Raw genomic sequence first — 21,847 nt, 5'->3', positions numbered from 1 at the left:
CGCTTAGCTCAAATTTTAGAGCCGAAATTGCTCGTTCATGAAATTTTAAAATTTACTGGAATTTTAATAATACATGCAGTGCGATGCACCGTTGCATGCACCTCTAACGTGTGAGGGGGTTTTACTCGGGCTTTGCCTCATAACTGCAAGCAGACGAGGGATTAAAAAAGGGGGATAAGGGGGCGGCTTCGTGTCTGTCCTGCAGTTGCGAGCTTGCGAAGCAAAATTTAAGCCCCCCCTTGTCTCCATTTTGAATAAAAAGGAATTTACAAATTTAATCAAGCTGTCTTTGCAAATTTTAAAACTTTCATTCACCCCTAAGAATTGACTACTAAAATTTGGCTTCGCTTGCTGCTTAGATCAAATTTTAGAGCCGAAATTGCTCGTTCATGAAATTTTAAAATTTGCCTGACGCTTATCTGATTTGACAAAACAAATTTGCAAATTTTAAAATTTAAATTTCACTGAGCGGTAGGTCTGATCAAACCTAAACGTTAGCAGATTTTGCAGTATCCCAAAAAGTACCATGAAGGTGACGAAGCTGCTTCCGCCGTAGCTAAAAAACGGCAGCGGCACGCCAACAACCGGTGCAAAACCAATCGTCATCGAGACATTTACCCCCACATAGACAAAGATGAGCGCGGCTATGCCAGTGGCGGTCACCTGCGTGAAATAATCATTCTTAAGCCCGTAGTTTAGGCTAAGTAAGTGCGTTATAAGAGCTCCATAAAGCCCCAGCAAAAGTAGCGCGCCGTAAAAGCCAAAACGCTCGATATTATAAGCAAAGATGAAGTCACTTGTGGCGATTGGCAAAAATTTAAAGTGCGTTTGCGTCGCCTCGTCCTTTGGCTTGCCTTTTAGCCCGCCACTACCTATGGCGATAATGCTTTGCTTGACGTGATAGCTTGGCTCTTCGGCGATGAAGTCGTGGATCCTCTTTTTTTGATAATCATGCAAATTTTCATATAAAACCGGCGCCGAAAATCCTATGGCAAGGATGATGCAGATCCAAATTTTTTTATTTACGCCGATGACAAAAAGGATGGTGTAGCCAACTATCAAAAGTATGAGCGCGGTGCCAAGATCAGGCTCTTTCATGATGAGCGCAAAAGGCAAAAGTATGTAAAAACTAAGTCTTAAAAAGTCTTTTAGCCCGTATCCATCGGCCTCTGGCGGGCGCTGCTTAACTAGATAAGCTAGCATCAACAAAAAGGCTGGCTTCATGAGCTCTGATGGCTGAAGCGTGAAGTGAACGAATGGAATTTCCAGCCAGCGCCTAGCTCCAAGCTTACTAACGCCAAAGATATCGACGCTTAAAAGCAGCACGATGCAGACCCAGTAAAACATCGGGATGATCCAGTCTATGCGTCTAATAGGCAGCAAAAATGCGATGCAAAATGAGACAAATCCGATGCCAAAATATACAAGTTGTTTGTTTGCCAAAATGTCGTTTGCTTCGGAAACTAGGATGTATGAGATGGCTATGATTGGGATGATTAAAAACGGCTGAATAAAATCAAAATGTGTTAAAATACGCCGATCTAGTTTTATCAAGAAGCAAACCTTGTTTTTTGGGCTAGATTATATCACAAACAAGGCTTTGATTTTGGTTAAATTTAATGTTTTAAATAGCTCAAGACTCGACGTTGCAGTGGCCAAAGAGCTTCAAATTTCACGTAATCAAGCTTTAAATTTGATAAAAGACTCCCTTGTAAGCGTAAATTTAAAACCAGTCTCAAAACCAAGCTTTTTACTGAGTGAAAACGATAAAATTTGCGTAAATTTTGCCCCAAAAAAAGAGGTACAAAATGAATACGAAGTAAATTTTGACATCCCGATCATCTACGAGGACGACGATCTCATAGTGCTAAACAAGCCCCCGCAAATCGTCGTTCACCAAGCTCCAAGCGTCAAAGAGGCGACACTTGTTGAGTGGCTAAATAAAAAGAGCTTTATGCTCTCAAATTTAAACGGCGACGTAAGAGCTGGCATCGTCCACCGCCTAGATAAGGGCACGAGCGGCGCTATCGTCGTTGCTAAAAACAACTTCACCCATGCAAAACTAAGCGAGCAGCTAAGCGATAAGAGCATGGGGCGAATTTATCTAGCACTCACCGACCTACCTCTAAAAGAGGACGTCATCATCGACAAGCCAATCGGCAGAAATCCAAACAACCGCCTAAAAAAAGCGATCGTTGAGGACGCTAAATTTGCAAAAAGTGCCTTTGTAAATTTGCTAAGCGAAGGTGGAGTAAATTTGATAGCGGCAAAGCTTTTTACAGGCAGGACGCACCAGATAAGAGTGCATCTTGCTAGCATAAATCGCCACATTTTAGGCGATGATTTATACGGATTTAAGAGCCAAGGCGATAAAATAAGCAGAGTTATGCTTCACGCTTATATGCTCTATTTTATCCATCCGCGAACTGGCAAAAGGGTAGAATTTACCGCAAAAACGTATGATGACTTTAACCAAATAATTTACAAAAAAATTCCCAAGGAGATTTTTGATGAAAAAATTTGCCCTACGCATATTGACACCATTTTTAGTAGCTTTCTTAGCGGGATGCGGCTCTAGCGTACCGACTCAGCAAAGCACGTCACTACCAACGATTACAAGCTTAAAAACTATTTCAGACATGACAGAAGTTGGCTTTGAGTGGAACCCAGTGACCGATGAGAGCGTCGTTGGCTACTACCTTTACCGCTCAAATCCAAACGATGCAAACTCAAAAATGCAACTAGTTGCAAACATAAAAGACCGCTTTGCTACGCACTATGTGGATCGCGACCTAGCTCCAGAGACGACTTACTCATATCAGATGAGAACCTACTCAAGTAACGCCATCTCTCAACCAGGTGCGATCGCAACTGCGACAACTAAGCCACTGCTTGATTCTGTGCCATTTGCACAAGCTATCACAGGGCTTCCAGGCCGCGTAAAAGTGATCTGGAGACCACATCCTGACAGCACAGTAGCAAGCTATATCATCCAAAGAAGCGATGCAGGAGCTAATAAATTTAGCCAAGTAGCAGAGGTAAATGGCAGACTAAATGCCGAGTATATCGACACTGAAGTAAAACCTGGTAGGTCTTATGAGTATAGGATCTTAGTTAAAACTTCTTCTGGCGTCATCTCAAAACCAAGCCAAAACATAAGCGCCACAACAAAGGAGTTACCCTAAATCAGTAACAAACGTCCAAGCGACCAAAAATGCGCCAAAAAAGATCATCTTAACGTGGGATTACGCGCCAGCTGAGGATTTTGCTTATTTTAAGGTTTATAGAACGACAAGTAAAATTTTGCCTTACACATACCTAGCAAAAACGACTAGCAACACCTATGAGGACCTCATAAACACAAACGCAGCGACAAGGTATTATAGGGTGACAGCTGTCGATAAAGACGGCCTTGAGAGCTTAAAGCAAGAAGAACCGATCGTTGGTAGCACACTTGGCGCACCAAAAACTCCAAGCATAAGCGCTAGCTATGATGGCAGCGGTGTAAATGTAAGCTGGAGTGCAGTTGATAGAGCTAGCTCATATACAGTTTATAGAAGCGGTGCTAGCGAGAAAGTCTTTAGCGGTATAAGTGATACTGGGCTTAGAGATGACAGCGTTCAAGCTGGTGCTAGCTACTCTTACAGCGTCGTAGCAGTCGATGAATACGGCATCGCCTCTGATAAGTCATCAAAAGCAGAAGTTAGCATAAAATAATGCCAAATTTCATCGCTTCGTCCTTAAAAGAGCTCTCGTTCCCATTTGGTAACGACAAGATCAAATTTCTTTGGCAGGCAAATGGCCGAAACGAGAGGCTCATCTACACAAAAAATGAAGAAGAGAGCTTTTTTCTAGTCGTAAAGCCAGGCAAAAATGGCGTCGTCGTAAAGGGTGAAAAGCTCACAAAGCCTGCTAAAGTTGGACTTTTACAAGAGGCACTTGAGCTTTTTAAAGAGCAAAGTTGCAATGGCATCATCAGCCAAGCATTTGCTGTAAAAAAGACAAATTTGACCAAAAAAGTTAGTGAAATTTTAAGCCTTGAAGAGTTTGTGCCAGCTTTTTACGAGCTAAAAGATAAATTTAAAGAGATTTTTATCGAGATTGGCTTTGGCTCTGGCAGGCACTTGCTCTATCAGGCTAAAAACAACCCAAATGCCCTAGTTATCGGCATAGAGGTCTATAAACCAAGCATCGAGCAAGTAGCAAAGCTAGCTAGGGCAAGTGCCCTAGAAAATGTGCGGCTTATAAATACCGACGCAAGGCTCTTGCTCTCGCTAGTTGGATCAAATTTAGTTGATAGAGTGTTTTTACATTTCCCAGTGCCTTGGGACAAGGCTGAGCATAGACGCGTAGTCTCATCGGCGTTTGCGCTTGAGTGCGAGAGGATACTAAAAGTTGGCGGTAAATTTGAGCTAAGGACTGATAGCAAGGAGTATTGCGACTTTAGTTTGAGTAAATTTTTAGAACCCACAAACTCAAAGATAGAGGCTTTTAAAAATAGAAATTTAGAGGTAACTAGCAAGTATGAAGACCGCTGGAGACGCCAAGATAAGGACATTTACGATGTCATTTATACTTGTGAGGCAAAAAGCGATGAGAGCGTTTTGGCTGGGGATTTTAGCTTTAAAGAAAAGACAAATGTAAAAAATATCATTAAAAATTTCAAAAATTTCATCATAAAAAAAGAGGATCATTTTTTACATTTTGAAGAAATTTACACCATAAACGAGGGTGAAATTTTGCTAAAAGTCGCCTTTGGAGCGTTTAACAAACCAGAGCAGTGTTTCATCAAAATAAGCGATGAAAAAAGCGAATATTTTATAAAAAAACCGATCTTAATACGTGAAAATTTAGCAGCACACGAGCTTTTGAAGGAGTATTTGGCTGATGCAAGAGATAATTAGCGCAAGAAATTTAAGCCTTGCTTATGAGCGCAACGAGGTTGTGATCAATAGCGTAAATTTAGACATCTACGCAAATGACTTTGTCTTTATCACAGGCAAGAGTGGAAGCGGAAAAAGCACGCTTTTAAAGTCATTTTACGGAGAAATTTCGCCTCTAGCTGGCGAGCTAAATGTCTGCATGACGCAAATGGACGATATCGATGACAAAAGACTTTGCGAGCTTAGGCAGCGAGTTGGCATTATATTTCAAAACTACCGCTTGATAAATGAGTGGAATGTCGAAAAAAACGTCATGCTGCCACTCATCATCAAAGGCGTCAATCAAAATGTGAGTAAAAAGCAGGTCGCTAAACTTTTAAAACATGTAAATATGCTTCACAAAGCCGATAAATATCCTCGCGAGCTAAGTGGCGGCGAGCAGCAAAGAGTTGCCATGGCAAGAGCACTCGCGCACAATCCAAATTTGCTCTTATGCGACGAGCCAACGGGAAATTTAGACGAATACTCAAGCGACGTCATCTGGTCGCTTCTAAAATCAGCCAGAGAATTTCTAGGCACAAGCGTGGTCGTGGTGACGCATCACATCCCATCAACGCTTCGCATCCCATACCGCCACTTCGTCATAGAAAATGGAGGCGTGCATGAGATCGCTTAAAAACCACCTTGGATTTATCCTGCCGTTAATCGCGCTTTTATTTTCAGTGCAGTTTAGCCTCACAGCGGACAAGATCGTAAGAGAGTATGAGAGGCTTATGGGAAATGACTACAACATCGTGGTGGTCTCAAACAAAGAGCTAAGCGAGCCTGTGTTAAAGCCAGTGGTTAGCACGCTAGCTAGCATTGAGCCACTAAGCCCACAAAAGATCATCGACCGCCTATCAAACGACATCTCGGCTAAAAATTTATCCATCCTTCAAAACGCCTTGCCTAAATTTTACTCGCTAAGACTAAGTGAATTTCCATCGCCAGAATATATGGAGGAGATAAAGCAAAAGCTTTTGAAATTTGATGGCATAAGCAAGGTCGAGACATTTTCAAAGACCCATGACAAGGTCTTTAAGATGCTAAATTTAGCCAAAAGTATATCGTATGCATTTATGGCGATACTTTGCGTCGTTGGGCTTATGCTTATGCTTAAGCAGACTAAAATTTGGCTATTTGAGCATAGAGAGCGCATCGAGATCATGACGCTTTTTGGCGCGCCATTTTGGTTAAAATCAGCCATGCTCTATAAATCAGCCATGGTTGATAGCATAGTTGCGACCATTGTTGTTGGTGCATTTTTCTTTTTCTTGCCTAGCATTGAAATTTTTAGAGAAAATGCCGCAAGTATCGATGTAGTCTTGCCTAGCCTTGATCTTTCAAGAGATATTTTTATCTTATTTGGCGTGGCTATGGTTTTAAGCATTTTTGCTGTTAGTTTAGTGATGAGTAAGGCTAGAAAAAGCACGATATGAAAAAAGGAATTTTTACACTTTTGCTAGCATTTAGTCTAGCTTTTGCATCAAATACTAAAGAGAAGATAAAAGACTCCAAAAACTCGCTAAGATCGACGCAGGCTATGAGCGAGCAGCTTAGTAAAAAGCTTGACGACTTGGCTGGCGATATCGTAAATGGCGAGAAAAAACTGCGCGGCATAAGCGGCGATATCACAAATTTAAAAGGTCAAATTTCAGTTCTTGAGACAAATGCTTCAAAAGCGCTTCTTGAGCTTGATGATCTAACAAAGCAAAACAAAGAGCTAGAGCGCACCCAAAAAGAGCTAGAGCAAAATATGATAAGGATCATCGCAGAAGACCTCTCATTTGATCTCATGATGTCAGCAAGCGAGGGCAAACAAAGCGAAGAGAGCATCATCTCATCGCAAATTTTAACCAAGCTAAACGCCATAGCAAAAGAGGACTTTAAAAGGCTTAGCCAAAACTACGAAGATACGATTGAGAAGATAAAAAATAAATCAAGTAAGATAAACGAGATAAACTCAAGCATAAAAAACTATAGGCGCAAGCAAAATGATCTACAAAGCCTAGAGAGCACGCAGAAAAATACAATAAACGGGCTAAAACGTGATAAAGAAATTTACAGCAAAAAGCTAGCCAAGCTTCAAGCCCAACAAGACGAGCTAAGAAAGACGCTTGAGCAGCTTGCTATCATGCAAAAGCAAGAGGATGAAGCTGCCAGAGCTGCCAGAGAAAAGCAAGAAAGAGCAGCTAGTAAAGGTGGCAAAAAAGGGTCAAAGAGCCAGCCAATGGGTGGGGGCTATCAAACAAGCTCAGTTAAGAGATACTCAGGCGCAAGAACGATCGCTCCGCTTGATAGCTACTCTGTAAAGCAAAAATTTGGCAATTACGTAGATCCGATATATAACATCAAAATTTTCAACGAGTCAGTCATACTTCGCTCAAGCACGCCAGATGCTAAGGTTAAAAGCGTGCTAAATGGCAAGGTCGTCTTTGCAAAAGCAACTCCTATGCTTGAAAATGTCGTCATCATCGAAAATGAAAACGGCATCCACACGATCTACGCTCACTTAAGTCAGATCGCGCCAACTGTAAAAGTAGGCTCAGTCGTGCAAAAAGGCTACGTCATAGGCCGAGTTAGAAACGATCTAACCTTTGAAGTAACGCAAAGAAACTACCATATCGACCCGCTTGAAATGATCTCAAAATAGTCACTTTGTAAGCGTTATTAGCTAAATTTAAAGCCTTTTTGGCTAAAATGCGTGAATTTCAAGGAGCATGACAATGAGTAAGAGAAAACGCGTATTGGTCAAATTTTCAGGCGAGGCCTTGGCTGGAGAAAATGGTTTTGGTATAGACACAGCTGTGCTTAAATTTATAGCAAGCGAGATAAAAGAGCTCATCGAAAATGATATCGAAGTTGGCATCGTAATAGGCGGCGGTAACATAGTGCGCGGTGTGAGCGCTGCAAAAGATGGTATCATCAAACGAACAAGTGGCGATCACATGGGCATGCTAGCAACTGTCATCAACTCGATCGCGATGCGTGAAGCTTTAGAGCGAAGCGGGCTTGAAGTAAGAGTGCAAAGCGCGATCAAGATGGAAGCGATCTGCGAGACTTTCATCGTGGGACGTGCGCAGCGCCATTTAGAAAAGGGCAGAGTTGTCATCTTTGCTGCAGGCACTGGCAATCCATTCTTCACAACAGATACAGCAGCTACGCTAAGAGCTATCGAGATCGGCTCAGATATGATCATAAAAGCAACAAAAGTTGATGGCGTTTATGACAAAGATCCTAAAAAATTCAAAGATGCAAAACTTCTAAAATCACTAAACTACGAAAAGGCGATGAGCGATGATATCAAGGTTATGGACGATACTGCCATAGCTTTAGCAAAAGATAACGCACTGCCGATCTTAGTTTGTAATATGTTTAAGGCTGGAAATTTATTAAAAATAATAAATGAAGAAGAAGCAGCCCTATACTCAGTTGTAAAATAAATTTCAAAAAGGATAAAAATGAGAACAGAACAAATCACAGCAAGAGCGCTAAAACAAGTAGGAGATGACAGATATAAGCTTTCACTTATCGTTGCAAAGCGTGCAGAAGCGCTAGCAAATGGCGCCATAGCTTTAGTTGATGCTGATACTTCAAAGATGAAATTTGCCGACATCGCACTACTTGAAGTGGCTGAGGGCAAAATAGGCTTAGAGGCAATAGTTGAAGGAAAATAGTCTTTTTTTAGAGCAGTTAATCGAGCAAATTTTAGCTTGCAAAAACGTTTCAGAAGCGATAAAACTGCTCTTTTCTCTTTGTGAGAGAAGTGAAATTTTAGACAAAGCCGTAGATAGCTGCGTCACATCTCACGCTGGACAATACCGCAAAAGTGGCGAACCATACGCCATCCACCCAATCTTAGTAGCCTCTATCGTAGCAAATATGGGCGGCGATGAGAGCATGGTTATAGCTGCACTTCTTCATGACGTAGTCGAAGATACCGACGTAACGTTAGGTGAGCTTCAGGCTGGATTTGGCGATGAGGTGGCAAAGCTGGTTGAAGGGCTTACAAAGATAGTTGCCATTAGAGAAAACAAGCTCGCAAGCTCAGATAGCAACGAAAAACTAGCAAGCTCGGCACTAACTTTTAGAAAGATGCTCTTAATCTCTATAGAAGACGTCAGAGTCCTTGTCGTAAAGCTTTGCGACAGACTTCACAACATGCTAACTCTTGAAGCGCTAAGGCCTGAAAAGCAAAAACGCATAGCCGAAGAGACGCTTATGGTCTATGCTCCGATCGCTCATAGACTGGGAATTTCATCGATCAAAAACATGCTCGAAGATCTAAGCTTTAAGTATGCGATGCCAGAAGAATACGCAAAGATCGATAGCTACCTAAACAAAAACAAGCAGCAGCTTAGCCTAAAGCTAAATGCTTTTCACGAAAAGGTAAGTCAAATTTTGCTTGAAAATGGCTTTATCGAGGGCACTTTTGAGATACAAAAACGCATAAAACACTACTACTCGATCTATCTAAAGATGCAAAGAAAGGGCATTTCTATCGAAGAAGTGCTTGACTTGCTTGCCATTAGGATCATCGTGCAAAAGCCGCTTGATTGCTACCTTGCACTTGGAAATTTGCATATAAATTTTAACCCTCTCATCTCAAGATTTAAAGACTATATCGCGCTTCCAAAGCAAAATGGCTATCAAACGATACACACAACCATTTTTGACAACAAAAGCATATTTGAGGCGCAAGTTCGCACTTATGATATGCATAAAACCGCTGAATACGGCGTTGCCGCTCACTGGAAATATAAAAACGGCGAGGGCAGCCTCTTAAATCCAAAGCTTGACTGGCTAAATGACATCAGCATGCAAAATAGCGAGAACGAGAGCAATGTCGAAGAGCTATATGAATATGCAAAAGATAGCCTTTATATCGAAGATATAGCAGTTTATTCTCCAAAGGGCGAGGTCTTTACATTGCCACGTGGTGCTACGGCGCTTGATTATGCTTATGAGATTCACTCAGAGATCGGACTTTACGCAAAAGAAGCTTATATAAACCGTGTTAGGATGCCACTTCTAACAGAGCTAAAAAATGGCGACATCGTTAGGATAGTAACTGGCGAAGAGGCTAAATTTCGCTGTTCGTGGATAAATAGCGTGCGAACGGGCAAGGCAAAGGCGACGATAAGGTCATTTTGTAAGCAAAAGATAAGAGATATAAACTACAAAATGGCGATAGATATCTTAAAATCAGTATTTAACGTCTCAAAAGATAGAATTTTAGAGTGGGTAGAGAGCGAAAATTTAGGCAAAAAGGTCTTTCGTGCAGCAACTGATAGTGAGTATCTGCAAGAAGTGGCAAATATGCTTAAAAAATACATTAGAAAAGAGCGTCCTTTTATGATCTCTTTGGGCGACAAATACCAGATCAAAAAGCAAAAATTTGAAAACATAGTGATCTACTCAAATCACAAAATTTCAAATGTCGAGTTTGATTATTGTTGTAATCCAAAAAGGGGCGATAGCATAGTGGGCTTTAAAAATGGTCACACCGTGACGGTGCATCACAAGCTTTGCGAGCGTGCTGGCAAGCTAATGGATAAAGGCGATGAGATCATCTTTGTCAAATGGACGAGAAATGCCCCGCATAGGTATAAAATTTTATTAAATTTAGAAAACAGAAAAGGTGCGTTGGCTGAATTTTTAACATATCTTGCTAGACTTGATATAAATTTAGCTACAATCTCGCTAAACGAAGCAAATGATCTTAGCGGAGATACGTTTGAAATAAGCGTCGAAATAGCAGAAAATATCGATGCAAACGAGATCAAAGAGAAGATCAAAGATAGATATAAGATTATTGATTTTGTTTCGCAAAGCGACCCATATCATAATTAGGAGAGAAAAATGGTTCAAGATATAGACGATATTTTACAAGAGATAAACCGCGGCGTTGCCGAGATGATCGATGCTGAGAGAGTTGAAAATTTGGTTAAAAATTATTATGAAAAAGGCGAAAATTTCTACGTAAAAGCAGGCTTTGATCCAACAGCTCCAGACCTTCACCTAGGTCACACAGTCGTTTTAAACAAGATGGCTTTGCTTCAAAAACATGGCGCGATAGTCCAGTTTTTGATAGGCGATTTTACCGCTCAAATAGGCGATCCAACAGGCAAGTCAGCCACTAGAAAAAAGCTAGATCAAGAGACCGTTTTAAAAAATGCCAAAACTTACGAAGAGCAAGTTTTTAAAATTTTAGATCCAAAAAAAACGGTGATAATGTTTAACTCAAAATGGTCAAATGAGCTTGGCGCTGCTGGGATGATCGAGCTAACTAGCACATTTTCAGTAGCTAGGATGCTAGAGCGAGATGACTTTGAAAAGAGGATAAAAGCGGGCAATCCTATATCAATCTCTGAGTTTATGTATCCGCTTCTTCAAGGCTATGATAGTGTTGCTATGAAGTGCGACATCGAGATGGGCGGCACAGATCAAAAATTTAACCTTCTAATGGGCAGAACCTTACAGCGAACATATAATATCGGCAAAGAGCAAGCTGTCATCATGATGCCACTTCTTGAGGGGCTTGATGGTGTAAATAAGATGAGTAAGAGCCTTGGCAACTACATAGGCGTAACTGAAAATGCAAATGATATGTTTGCAAAAACGCTTAGCATAAGTGACGAGCTTATGTGGCGCTGGTACGAGCTACTAAGCACAAAAACACTTGGCGAGATAGAAGAGCTGATGAATGACGTAAATAATGGCAAATATCATCCAAAAAAGGCGAAAGAGGATCTTGCTTATGAGATAACAGCGAGGTATCACGGCGAGGAGGCTGCTAAGGCTGCTATGGCTGAATTTAACAGCGTTCACTCTCAAAATCAGCTCCCAACTGATATGAAAGAATTTAGCTTAAAAGCGCCGATTTGGATAGTTGAAGCCTTGTCACAGTGTGGGCTAAGTGAGTCAAACTCTCAAGCAAGGCGAGATATAAAAGCAAATGCAGTTAGCGTCAATCAAGAAAAAATTAGTGATGAGCAGTTAAAATTAGGAGCAGGCGAGTATATCTTGCAGGTTGGTAAGCGTAAATTTGCGAAGATAAAGGTTGAATAAATGGAGTTAAAGCCATTAAAAATAGGTAAATACGAGATAAAATACCCGATATTTCAAGGCGGTATGGGGCTTGGCATCAGCTGGGACAAACTAGCTGGCAATGTGAGCTTAGAAGGCGGTCTTGGCATAATTAGCTCAGTTGGCACAGGCTACTATGAAAACCGCAAATTTATAGATAAAGAGCTAAATGCAAAGCCTTTTGGAAGCGAAAATTTCTACTCCACAAGAGGTCTTCGAGCAGTCATAGAAAATGCACGTAAAATTTGTGGCGACTTGCCACTTGGCGTAAATATCATGTATGCTGCAAACGACTACGCAAGGGTTGTAAAAGACGCTTGCGAGGCTGGCATAAATATCATAGTCTCAGGTGCAGGCTTGCCTACAAATTTACCTGAATTTACACAAAATTTTAAAGAGATAGCACTTGTGCCGATCGTCTCAAGTGCAAAAGCACTAAAGATCATCTGTAAGCGCTGGCTTCAAAGATATGAGCGCTTGCCAGATGCTGTCGTGCTTGAAGGACCTCTAAGTGGCGGACATCAGGGCTTTACATACGAGCAGTGCCTTGATCCTGAGTTTTCGCTATATAATCTCATCCCGCAGGTAAAAGCCGAGATCAAAGAGTGGGGCGACTTCCCGCTTATCGCAGCTGGTGGAATTTGGGATAAAAACGACATCGAAAAGGCGACATCGCTTGGAGCAAATGGCGTTCAGATGGGCACACGCTTCATCGGCACTCACGAGTGTGACGCAGATATCGGCTTTAAAGAGGTCTTGCTAGCAGCTGAAGAGAAAGACATCGAGCTTATAAAGAGCCCAGTTGGCTATCCAGCTCGTGGGATAAGAACAAATTTGATAAATTTAGTCGATAAAAGAATGGGTCCAAAGATCCAGTGTATAAGCAACTGCGTGAGCCCTTGCCAAAGAGGCAAAGAGGCAAAGCAGGTGGGATACTGCATCGCGGATAGGCTATTTGACGCATATAGCGGCAAAAAAGAGAGCGGGCTATTTTTCACGGGAGCAAATGGCTATAAACTAAAAGAGCTAATAAGCGTAAAAGAGCTAATGCATAAGCTGGTACATGGTGAATGAAACGGGTTTTAATATCTCTTTTTCTAGCATTTAGTTTTCTTTTTGCGGCGACAAATTCGGAGACTTTTGCCAAATTTGATAGAAATCTTATGGCTCTAAATAGAAGCGCTAAGATAAAGCTTCACAACGATATAAAAAATATCTATGTCGATGCGATCATCAAAAACGACAAAAACACGAAAAAGCAGGCACTTACTAGGCTAATAACAAGCTCAAAGGCGCTTGGCTTTGACTCAAGCGCATATATAAGAGACCTAAATGCGATAAACGGCGTAAAAGGTGCCAGCGCGCCAGCGGTTTCGCCAGCTTTAACGCTACTAAGTGCCACAAAGGTAAATGACACCTTGGTGCTTAAATTTAATACAAAGCTAGATACCGCAAGGCTAAAAACATCGTTTGCCAAACAGCAAAATGTCTACAAAAATATCATGGACATTGATGGCAGGCTAAATGGCAACCCACTAACTTATAAAAATTTCATCTCAGACTACATCCACATCTCTCAGTATGACAAAAACACCGTCAGGATCATCTTTTCTGACAAGGTGCAAAAGACGATAAAGGCAAATGCGACTGGGGATTTGCTAATAATCAGCGCTCAAAATTTCATCTCAAATGAAAATGTAAGAGCACCGCTTCATAAGCTTAAAAATAAAAATGAAAAGCCAGCACAAAGCGCAGTAGAGCCAAATTTAAAGTCTGAGCCAGCGCAGAGTGAGCCAGCACAAAGTGAGCCAGTAGAAGAGCCTTTGCCTCCAGTTGCTGCGGGTAAATTTTCACGCAACAAAACGATCGTCATCGACCCAGGGCATGGCGGCACGGATCCTGGTGCGGTAAATGGCAGTTTAAAAGAAAAAACAGCCGTTTTAGGTGTAGCCAAAAAGCTTGGCGAGATACTAAAATCTCGTGGCTACAAGGTCTATTTCACTAGATCAACTGATGTTTTTATAAATTTAAGATCAAGAACAAAATTTGCAAACGACAAGATGGCTGACCTCTTTGTCTCAATCCACGCAAACGCCGCTCCAAACGCCGCTAAAGCAAAGAGTATGCACGGTATCGAGACATTTTTCTTATCGCCTGCAAGAAGCGAACGCAGCAAAAACGCAGCCGCACTTGAAAACAAATCAGACATTGAAGAGATGAACTATTTTTCTCAGCAAACGTTTCTAAACGTGCTAAACCGCGAGAAGATCATCGCTTCAAACAAGCTTGGTATCGACATCCAAAAGGACATTTTAGCAAGCGCTAGAAAGGTCTATGCAGCCAGCGACGGTAGCGTGAGAGAGGCGCCATTTTGGGTACTCGTGGGCGCTCTTATGCCGGCAGTTCTTGTCGAGATCGGCTACATCACGCATCCAGTAGAAGGCGAAAAACTCTTTGACGAGGCCTATCAAAAAGCCCTTGCAAACGGCATCGCAAACGGCATAGATGGATATTTCGCAAAAAATAGATGAAAAATGCAAATTTGAGCTTTAAAGGGCAAATTCCATTTAACGAAGAGTTTGGCGATATCTACTTTAACACCGACAAGCCCTGGCTTGAGAGTGAATTTGTCTTTGCGAGCGCACTTGATGAAATTTGGCAGAGCAAAGATAGCTTTATAGTCGCTGAGACTGGCTTTGGTGCTGGGCTAAATTTCTTCACACTTTGTAAGAAATTTAAAAATAGCTTTAAAAAACTTCACTTCGTTAGCATCGAAAAAAGCCCTATCAAAAAAGAACATCTTTTAAAAATTTATGAAAATTTAGGCATTTTTAAAGCCTATGCTAAAAAGCTAGTTTCGCTCTATCCGCCGCTAATTTCTGGCATACACCGCATAAATTTCGCCCCAAATATCACCATTGATCTTTGCTACGGCGAGGCAGATCAAATTTTGCCTGAGCTTGATTTTAGCGCTGATATCTGGTTTTTAGACGGCTTTGCCCCAAGCAAAAATGGCTCGATCTGGAGCGAGGACGTCTTCAAAGAGATCGCAAAGCTAAGCAGGGTTGGCACCATAGTTAGAACTTACTCGTGCGCAAAAATGGTAAAAGATGGGCTAAAAAATGCTGGCTTTTTGCTGAGCCTAAAAGAGGGCTACGCTAGAAAACGCCAGATGAGCAGCGCCGTGCTAGAGAAAAAGGATGAAAATTTAAAGGACGCTTGGTTTGTGAGGTGTGAGCCAGTCGCCAGCGTAAAAGGCAAAACAGCGCTTATTATAGGAGCAGGAGTGGCTGGGCTTGCCACAGCTAGCGAGCTAGCCAAAAATGGCTTTAAAGTGGTGATCGCCGAGGCAAAGAGCGAGGTCGCGACAAATGGCTCAGGTAATCACTGCGGCGCCTTGATGCCACTAGTTACGAAGCCTTGGGTAAATTTAGGCCGCATGCACATAAATGTGTTTTTGCAAGCAGTGAGATTTTACAAGGCAAATTTGCCAAAAAGTCTCATCAAATTTAATGGCTGCATCGACTATGCGTTTGATGATGAGCTTGTCAAGCGATACGCCTCGTGGCAGGATCAAAGCGCGGAGGATGTTTTTAAATTTGATGAGAGTTTAAAGCCATATCCTGGGATATTTATAAAAGAGGCGGCTTATGCTAGACCAAGAGAAATTTGTAAATTTCTATCAAGTAACTTTGAAATTTTATTTAACCACGAGTACGAGAGCAGGACGCACCTGCAAAATGGCAAGATAAGCGTTAAATTTAAAAATAAAAAAAGCTTGGAGGCTGATATCTTGGTCTTTTGCACAGGTAGCAAAAGTAGCGAGATATTTAAAGCTTACGACATGCAAATAAGTAGTGTCAGAGGTCAAGTTACGCACCTAAAGCCAGTGCTAAAAAACACTCTACCACTAAGTGCAAAAGGCTACATCTGCCCAGCAGTAAAAGGGGTGCAAGTCATCGGCGCAACCTACGCTAGAAATGAAATTTGCGACACGCCTAAAGATGAGGATAACGCTAAAAATTTAAGCGATGTGAGTGAGTTTTTTGACGCCACAAAAGCCACCATTATCGGCTCACGTGTGGGATATAGAAGTTATAGCGGAGATAGATTTCCGATAATCGGCGCCCTGCATGACGAGGAGTTTTACAAGCAAAACTACAAAGGGCTATTTTGGAGTAAAAATAAAGATAATAACCCAAAAGCAAGCTACGAAAAAAATATCTTTGTAAATTTCGCTCATGGCTCGCGTGGCCTTGGCACGGCGATACTTGGAGCAAATTTGATAACCGATCTTGTGCTTGCTCGCCCACTTTGCATAGAAAGATCGCTATTTTTTGAGCTTCATCCTGCTAGATTTTTGATAAGAAAACTGAAAAAAGGACTAAAGGTATAAATTTAACAAGCTTGATCTCATAGAAATTTCAAGCGTTTTGGCATAGTTGGCGGAGCAAGTGCAAATTTAAATTTACGCAAAAGGCTTGAAGCGCTTTGCCAAAAAAATGGGTGCGAGCTTTTACTAGCATCGCTTGCGTTTTGCTCTGATAACGCGCTGATGATAGCAAGAGCTGGACGTGAGAAATACTTAAAAAAAGAGTTTATCTCGCATGATAAGCTAACTATAAATCCAAGGGTTAGCTTTAAGAAAATTGAAATTTAAAATTAGAGTAAATTTGATGGTGGCTAAAGCTAGCCACCTTGCTTAAATTTAAAGCCTTGTCTTCATCTTTTCAAATTCATCTTTTATCACTTGCTCGTGTGGCTCGCTAGTCATTTTATTTATCGCGTCGCCCCAGATACTGACCATGATGATGGCTAGGCTTGAGGTTAAAATGCCTGGTAAAATTTCATAAACATAGGCATTTAGTCCTGATGTTATCCAAAATATTACGGTCGCACCGCCAGCTATCATGCCAGCAAGCGCTCCAAGTGCGCTCATACGCTTCCAGTAAAGGCTAAAAAGTAGCACTGGTCCAAAGCTCGCGCCAAATCCAGCCCAAGCGTTGCCAACTACGTTTAGAACGTTATCTGTAGAGATAAAGGCAAGCACTGTGGCAATTATCGCTACGACCACGACCGCATAGCGGCTGATCGCTGTTTGCGTGCTTTGACTCACCTCTTTTTTATAAAAGGCAAAGATGAAGTCCTTTGTGACCGAGCTTGAAGTGACTAAAAGCTGGCTAGAGATGGTACTCATGATCGCTGAAAGCACGGCTGAGATGATGATACCTATAAAAAATGGCGGGAAAAGTAGCTCACCAAGCTTTAAAAACACGGTCTCAGGATCGCTTAGTCCGCCTCTTTGGCTAAAATAGACAAAGCCGATAAGTCCGCTCATAATAGCACCAAGTAGGCCGATCGTCATCCAGCCAATGCCGATCCTTCTTGCCTTTGCAAGCTCTTTTGAGTCACGTATCGCCATAAATCTAACGATGATATGTGGTTGCCCAAAGTAGCCAAACCCCCAAGCTAGAAGGCCCAAAATGCCCCAGAAAGTCTGGTCTCTAAATGGATTTAGGTGATTTGCATCAAGCCTGCTTATCTCTTTTATCAAATTTGTATCGCTTGGCAAGTCTAAATTTAGATATGCCACGACTGGGATCGAGACTAGGACACAAAACATCAAAAGCCCCTGAAATGCGTCAGTTATGCTAACAGCCTTAAATCCACCAAAAAACGTATAAAAGACCACGATACAAAGCGTAAATATCGCGCCATATTTAAAGCCTATGCCAAAAAAGCTCTCAAAAGTCTTGCCACCAGCGATGATACCGCTACTTACGTAAAGGGTAAAAAATATCAAAATGATAAGGCCAGATACGATCCTTAAAATTTTAGTCCTATCTTTAAAGCGGTTTTCTAAAAAATCAGGTATCGTGATGCTGTCGCTCGCAACCTCAGTATAGACCCTAAGCCTTTTTGCTAGAAATAAGTAGTTGCAGTACGCTCCCACGATAAGACCAGCTATCATCCAGACATTTGCAACGCCAGTTGCGTATAAGGCCCCGGGCACGCCAAGTAACATCCAACCACTCATATCAGAGGCGCCAGCACTAAGTGCGGTGACGACTGGACCCATTTGACGGTTATCCAGCAGATATTGGTTCATACTTGCGTTTTTATCGTAGAAATATCGTCCGATAAAGAGCAAAAAGCCAAAATAGATGGCGATGGCTAAATAAGACCCAAAGCTCATAAAATTCCTTTCAAATAAAATAAAACGGTTATGTTATTACAAAAATATTTAAATTTCAATGAGCGGGCTTGTTCCTTAAAAATTTTTAAGCAAAATGATATATTTTTTTTCGTATCATTTAAGGTTACATTTTAAAGAAAAGGACGAAGTTGAAGGCTCAAAATTTAGCTAAATTTCTGTTTTTTATAACAATCGTCTCATTGGGCGCATATTTTTTCTACCCAAGGGAACTTAGCGATGCTCAGCAGCTAGCCTATATCAAGAGCTACGGAGTGACGCTGGGGCTTACTATCGGTGGTGTCGCCATAGGTATTACGCTTGGATTTATCTTGGCGTTTATTAAATTTTTAAACATCAAAGTTATAAATTTTATAATAGACGAATACATCGACATCTTGCGTGGAACGCCTGTAATACTTCAACTTCTTATATTTTCAGTGGTCATTTTCGCCACTTGGAGTGACAACTTCTACGTCGCTGTGATCGCACTTGGACTAAATAGCTCAGCATACGTAGCTGAGATCGTAAGAAGCGGCATAAATAGCGTTGATAAAGGCCAGATGGAGGCAGCTCGTGCGATGGGCCTAAACTACTACGTTTCTATGCGTGAGGTGGTTTTTCCACAGGCTACAAAAAACATCTTGCCAGCGCTTGCAAACGAATTTATCTCGCTTTTTAAAGAAACTTCAGTCGTTGGCTACATAAGTGTTGTTGATATCACGATGCAAAGTAAGAGCCTTCAGGCAGTGTTTTACAGCCCAGAGCCAGTCATTTTTACAGGCATCGTTTACTACGTGAGCGTTAAATTTTTCACCTTCTTGGTGAAACTACTTGAGAGGAGACTAAATCGCCATGATTGAGATTAAAAATTTAAATAAAAGCTATGGCGATCTACTTGTTTTAAACGACATTAGCGTTGATATCAAAAAAGGCGAAGTCATAGCGATAATTGGTCCAAGTGGTGGCGGAAAAAGTACATTTTTGCGTTGCATAAACCGCCTTGAAGAGCCAGATAGCGGGCATATCAAGATAAACGGCGAAGATATCTTGGATAAAAAATCAGATATAAATAAAATTCGCCAAAAAGTGAGCATGGTGTTTCAGCACTTTAACCTTTTTGCAAACAAAAACGTCTTGCAAAATTTAACCCTAGCTCCGATAAAAGCTGGGATCTTAGACAAAGAGAGTGCTGAGAGGAGGGCAGATGAACTGCTAAAGAGCGTTGGGCTAAGCGATAAGAAATTTGCCTATCCGCATAAGCTCTCAGGCGGTCAAAAGCAGCGTATCGCCATCGCTAGAAGCCTAGCTATGGAGCCAGAGGTGATACTATTTGACGAGCCAACAAGCGCGCTAGATCCTGAGATGATCGGCGAGGTGCTTGATATCATGAAAGATGTCGCAGCAAAGGGCATAACGATGCTTGTGGTGACTCACGAGATGGGCTTTGCAAGAAACGTGGCAAATAGAATTTTCTTTATGGACAAAGGCAAGATAGCAGTTGATGATACGCCAAAAAATGTCTTTACAAATCCGCAGCACGAGCGTCTGCGAGAGTTTTTAGGTAAAATTTTAAATCACTAATAAGGAGTAAAATGAAAAATTTATTAAAAGTTCTAGCGTTAGGGTTAGCCCTGTTTTTTATAGGTTGTGGTGATGATAGTGGCAAAAAAACCGCTGCAAATGCGCCAGAAGCTAGCAAAGAGGTAGTTTATAAGGTAGGTTCAAGTGCTGATTATCCTCCATTTGAGTATCTTGATGATAAAAATCAAATCGTTGGTTTTGAGATCGATCTTCTAAATGAGATCACTAAAAAAACTGGGATCAAATTTGACGTTGCAAATATGAGTTTTGATGGGCTAATACCTGCTTTAAAAACAGGTAAGATCGATATCGCGATAAGCGGCATGAGTGCGACTGATGAGAGAAGAAAGTCTGTTGATTTTACTAAGCCATATTATTTTTCAGAGAATTTATTTATCCGCAAAAAAGGCTCAGATGTAAATAAAGATAACCTTAAAGATAAGAAAATTTCAGCTCAAGTTGGCACACTTCAAGAGGAGGCAGCTAAAAAGATCACAACTCAGTCAATCCCAGCTGAAAACGTAGCAGCAGCTATAATGTCACTAAGTGCTGGCAAGATCGATGTTGTGCTTACTGATAGCCCAATAGGTGTTGAGTTTTTAAAACAAAATCCAGACTTAGAGGAGTTTTTGAGACTTCCTGACGGCACAGAGGGCTTTGCGATGGCATTTGATAAGGGCAAACATACTGATCTTATCAAAAAGATAGATGCTGCGATCGAAGAGCTACAAAAATCTGGCGAATTTGACAAAATGCTCGCTAAATACGACCTTAAAAAATAAATCCTAATATAAATTTGCAAGAGGCAAGATGCTTCTTGCAAAAAATCTCACAAATTTCTAATTTATAAAATTAAATATTATTTAAATATATTGTAATAAAATTGTCAATTTAATTTAAGGAGAACGCGATGAAATCACTCAGGATGAGAACGGCACTTGTGCTAAGTGTCATGATCTTAGTTTGTGTTAGTGTGGTTGGTCTTGTGACCTATAACATGGCTAAAAATTTATATACCGACAGGGTCGAAAGTAAAGAATTTCCACTTGCTGTCAATGAAGTTGGCTATAAAATAGAATCTTACATCGATAAGATAATCGACGCTTCTTATCAAATAACTCAAAATAGCTTTTTAATAGACTGGGTTAAAAATGGCGAGGACGAGCACGGCAGAAAGGTCTTGTTTGACTATTTTCAAACTCTTACTAAAAATTTAAAGCTAGATACAATAATGTTTGGATCAGATAGAACCCTAAACTACTACGTCGAAGATAAAATTTTAAAGGTCATTAATCCAGAAAATGACAAATGGTACTACGCCTTAAAAGATGGCAGCAGCCTAAGCCTAATCGACATAAACAAGGCTGAAGACGGCAGCGGCAAGATAATGATGTATATAAACTACAAAGTTCAAAAAGATGATAAATTTTATGGTATCGCAGCGACTGGCGTAAATTTAAGCGAGATAGTAAATTTTGTCCAGTCACAAAAGATAGGTCGTGGCGGTAAATTTCTACTTGTCGATGAAAAAGGCGACATCAAGATCGGTAAAGATGTAAGCGGCAACCTAAAAGATTTAGTCGGCGATGCAAATCTCAAAAAACTTCTAAGTGAAAATGGTGGCTATGTCTCACTAGAAAAAGATGGCAGAAATTTATTGATTGGCTCAAAATATATCAAAAATATGGGCTGGTATCTTATCGGTGAGCTTGATAAAGACGAGCTTTTAGAGGATCTAAACTCACTTGCATATGCATCTGTCGGAGTGCTTGTGGTAGTGCTTATTTTAGGATTATTACTCTCACTTTACCTATCTTCTTACCTCCTAAAAATCATCCTCAAACTAAAAACAGGCCTGCTATCTTTCTTTGATCTGCTTAACTATAAAACAAATAAAGCAGATCCTATATATATAAATTCTAAAGATGAATTCGGTGTTATGGCACAGCTCATCAACGAAAACATCAAAAAGATCCAAGACACTGCTAATCAAGATGCTACTGCTGTTAATCAATCAGTATCAACAGCTAAAGAGATAGAAAAAGGAAATTTAAAAGCT

At 41.0% G+C, this 21,847-nt stretch carries 20 protein-coding genes and 1 pseudogene; 19 read left to right on the top strand and 2 right to left on the bottom strand.

The features are described 5' to 3' along the window. Positions 1-447 precede the first annotated feature (447 nt). Positions 448-1,554, bottom strand: coding sequence for an FtsW/RodA/SpoVE family cell cycle protein (locus tag UNSWCS_RS07225; protein ID WP_021087985.1), 1,107 nt, complete (start codon positions 1,552-1,554; stop codon positions 448-450). Between the two features lie 52 nt (positions 1,555-1,606). Between UNSWCS_RS07225 and UNSWCS_RS07220 the strand changes: the two genes are divergently transcribed. The 15 genes and pseudogenes from UNSWCS_RS07220 to UNSWCS_RS11850 form a co-directional block, all read left to right on the top strand. Further along, a complete protein-coding gene (locus UNSWCS_RS07220) occupies positions 1,607-2,578 on the top strand; it encodes an RluA family pseudouridine synthase (protein WP_035143703.1) in 972 nt (323 codons plus the stop codon). Then, entirely contained in the window at positions 2,511-3,185 is a 675-nt protein-coding gene (locus UNSWCS_RS07215; RefSeq protein WP_180385121.1) for a fibronectin type III domain-containing protein, read from the top strand. Before UNSWCS_RS07220 ends, UNSWCS_RS07215 begins: the two co-directional genes overlap by 68 nt. A gap of 118 nt (positions 3,186-3,303) precedes the next feature. After that, positions 3,304-3,717, top strand: a complete 414-nt coding sequence (locus UNSWCS_RS07210) for a hypothetical protein (RefSeq protein WP_021087995.1) — start codon at positions 3,304-3,306, stop codon at positions 3,715-3,717. Next, complete coding sequence (gene trmB / locus UNSWCS_RS07205; RefSeq protein WP_021088003.1) at positions 3,717-4,904, top strand: tRNA (guanosine(46)-N7)-methyltransferase TrmB; 1,188 nt, start codon at positions 3,717-3,719, stop codon at positions 4,902-4,904. The genes UNSWCS_RS07210 and trmB overlap by 1 nt, the downstream gene beginning before the upstream one ends. After that, on the top strand, positions 4,888-5,559 hold the full coding sequence (locus tag UNSWCS_RS07200) for a cell division ATP-binding protein FtsE (protein ID WP_004317228.1): 672 nt from the start codon (positions 4,888-4,890) through the stop codon (positions 5,557-5,559). The genes trmB and UNSWCS_RS07200 overlap by 17 nt, the downstream gene beginning before the upstream one ends. Continuing rightward, the gene (locus UNSWCS_RS07195; RefSeq protein WP_021088006.1) at positions 5,546-6,361 is read left to right on the top strand and encodes a cell division protein FtsX; all 816 of its coding nucleotides are present in this window, start codon (positions 5,546-5,548) and stop codon (positions 6,359-6,361) included. The genes UNSWCS_RS07200 and UNSWCS_RS07195 overlap by 14 nt, the downstream gene beginning before the upstream one ends. Then, positions 6,358-7,575 carry a murein hydrolase activator EnvC family protein gene (locus UNSWCS_RS07190; RefSeq protein WP_021087992.1) on the top strand — a complete coding sequence of 406 codons (1,218 nt, stop codon included), beginning with the start codon at positions 6,358-6,360 and terminating at the stop codon, positions 7,573-7,575. The genes UNSWCS_RS07195 and UNSWCS_RS07190 overlap by 4 nt, the downstream gene beginning before the upstream one ends. Positions 7,576-7,648: 73 nt before the next feature. Continuing rightward, positions 7,649-8,365 carry a UMP kinase gene (pyrH, locus tag UNSWCS_RS07185; protein ID WP_009294284.1) on the top strand — a complete coding sequence of 239 codons (717 nt, stop codon included), beginning with the start codon at positions 7,649-7,651 and terminating at the stop codon, positions 8,363-8,365. 18 nt (positions 8,366-8,383) lie between these two features. After that, a complete protein-coding gene (locus UNSWCS_RS07180) occupies positions 8,384-8,599 on the top strand; it encodes a DNA-directed RNA polymerase subunit omega (RefSeq protein WP_004317259.1) in 216 nt (71 codons plus the stop codon). Next, entirely contained in the window at positions 8,586-10,775 is a 2,190-nt protein-coding gene (locus UNSWCS_RS07175) for a RelA/SpoT family protein (RefSeq protein WP_021087980.1), read from the top strand. Before UNSWCS_RS07180 ends, UNSWCS_RS07175 begins: the two co-directional genes overlap by 14 nt. Positions 10,776-10,784: 9 nt before the next feature. Further along, a complete protein-coding gene (tyrS, locus tag UNSWCS_RS07170; RefSeq protein ID WP_021087963.1) occupies positions 10,785-11,993 on the top strand; it encodes a tyrosine--tRNA ligase in 1,209 nt (402 codons plus the stop codon). Continuing rightward, positions 11,994-13,085 (top strand): nitronate monooxygenase, encoded by a 1,092-nt coding sequence (locus tag UNSWCS_RS07165; protein ID WP_021088023.1) that lies wholly within the window; start codon positions 11,994-11,996, stop codon positions 13,083-13,085. It begins immediately after the preceding gene. Continuing rightward, positions 13,082-14,542, top strand: coding sequence for an N-acetylmuramoyl-L-alanine amidase family protein (locus UNSWCS_RS07160; protein ID WP_021088022.1), 1,461 nt, complete (start codon positions 13,082-13,084; stop codon positions 14,540-14,542). Before UNSWCS_RS07165 ends, UNSWCS_RS07160 begins: the two co-directional genes overlap by 4 nt. After that, positions 14,539-16,407: a bifunctional tRNA (5-methylaminomethyl-2-thiouridine)(34)-methyltransferase MnmD/FAD-dependent 5-carboxymethylaminomethyl-2-thiouridine(34) oxidoreductase MnmC gene (gene mnmC, locus UNSWCS_RS07155; protein ID WP_021088020.1), complete on the top strand. Its 1,869-nt coding sequence runs from the start codon at positions 14,539-14,541 to the stop codon at positions 16,405-16,407. Before UNSWCS_RS07160 ends, mnmC begins: the two co-directional genes overlap by 4 nt. A 21-nt stretch (positions 16,408-16,428) precedes the next feature. Beyond that, positions 16,429-16,671: pseudogene (locus UNSWCS_RS11850) on the top strand (tRNA (adenosine(37)-N6)-threonylcarbamoyltransferase complex transferase subunit TsaD); the annotation flags it as partial. Positions 16,672-16,719: 48 nt separating this feature from the next. Here the strand turns inward: UNSWCS_RS11850 and putP are convergent. Then, the gene (putP, locus tag UNSWCS_RS07150) at positions 16,720-18,207 is read right to left on the bottom strand and encodes a sodium/proline symporter PutP (RefSeq protein WP_021088011.1); all 1,488 of its coding nucleotides are present in this window, start codon (positions 18,205-18,207) and stop codon (positions 16,720-16,722) included. A 191-nt stretch (positions 18,208-18,398) separates the two neighbouring features. Here putP and UNSWCS_RS07145 point away from each other — a divergent pair, with 191 nt between their 5' ends. From UNSWCS_RS07145 to UNSWCS_RS07130, 4 genes are all read left to right on the top strand, one after another. Next, complete coding sequence (locus UNSWCS_RS07145) at positions 18,399-19,067, top strand: amino acid ABC transporter permease (protein ID WP_414531021.1); 669 nt, start codon at positions 18,399-18,401, stop codon at positions 19,065-19,067. Then, a complete protein-coding gene (locus UNSWCS_RS07140) occupies positions 19,060-19,788 on the top strand; it encodes an amino acid ABC transporter ATP-binding protein (protein ID WP_021088018.1) in 729 nt (242 codons plus the stop codon). Before UNSWCS_RS07145 ends, UNSWCS_RS07140 begins: the two co-directional genes overlap by 8 nt. A gap of 11 nt (positions 19,789-19,799) precedes the next feature. Then, positions 19,800-20,570 (top strand): basic amino acid ABC transporter substrate-binding protein, encoded by a 771-nt coding sequence (locus UNSWCS_RS07135; protein WP_021087999.1) that lies wholly within the window; start codon positions 19,800-19,802, stop codon positions 20,568-20,570. A gap of 128 nt (positions 20,571-20,698) precedes the next feature. After that, positions 20,699-21,847 (top strand): cache domain-containing protein (locus UNSWCS_RS07130; protein WP_035143689.1); only part of this gene is annotated, 1,149 nt, incomplete at its 3' end.

The organism is Campylobacter concisus UNSWCS (genome assembly GCF_000466685.1).
In the GTDB taxonomy this organism is placed as follows: Bacteria; Campylobacterota; Campylobacteria; order Campylobacterales; family Campylobacteraceae; genus Campylobacter_A; species Campylobacter_A concisus_A.
Note: the sequence above shows the minus strand (reverse complement) of the source record. Positions and strands in the feature narration are given on the sequence as shown.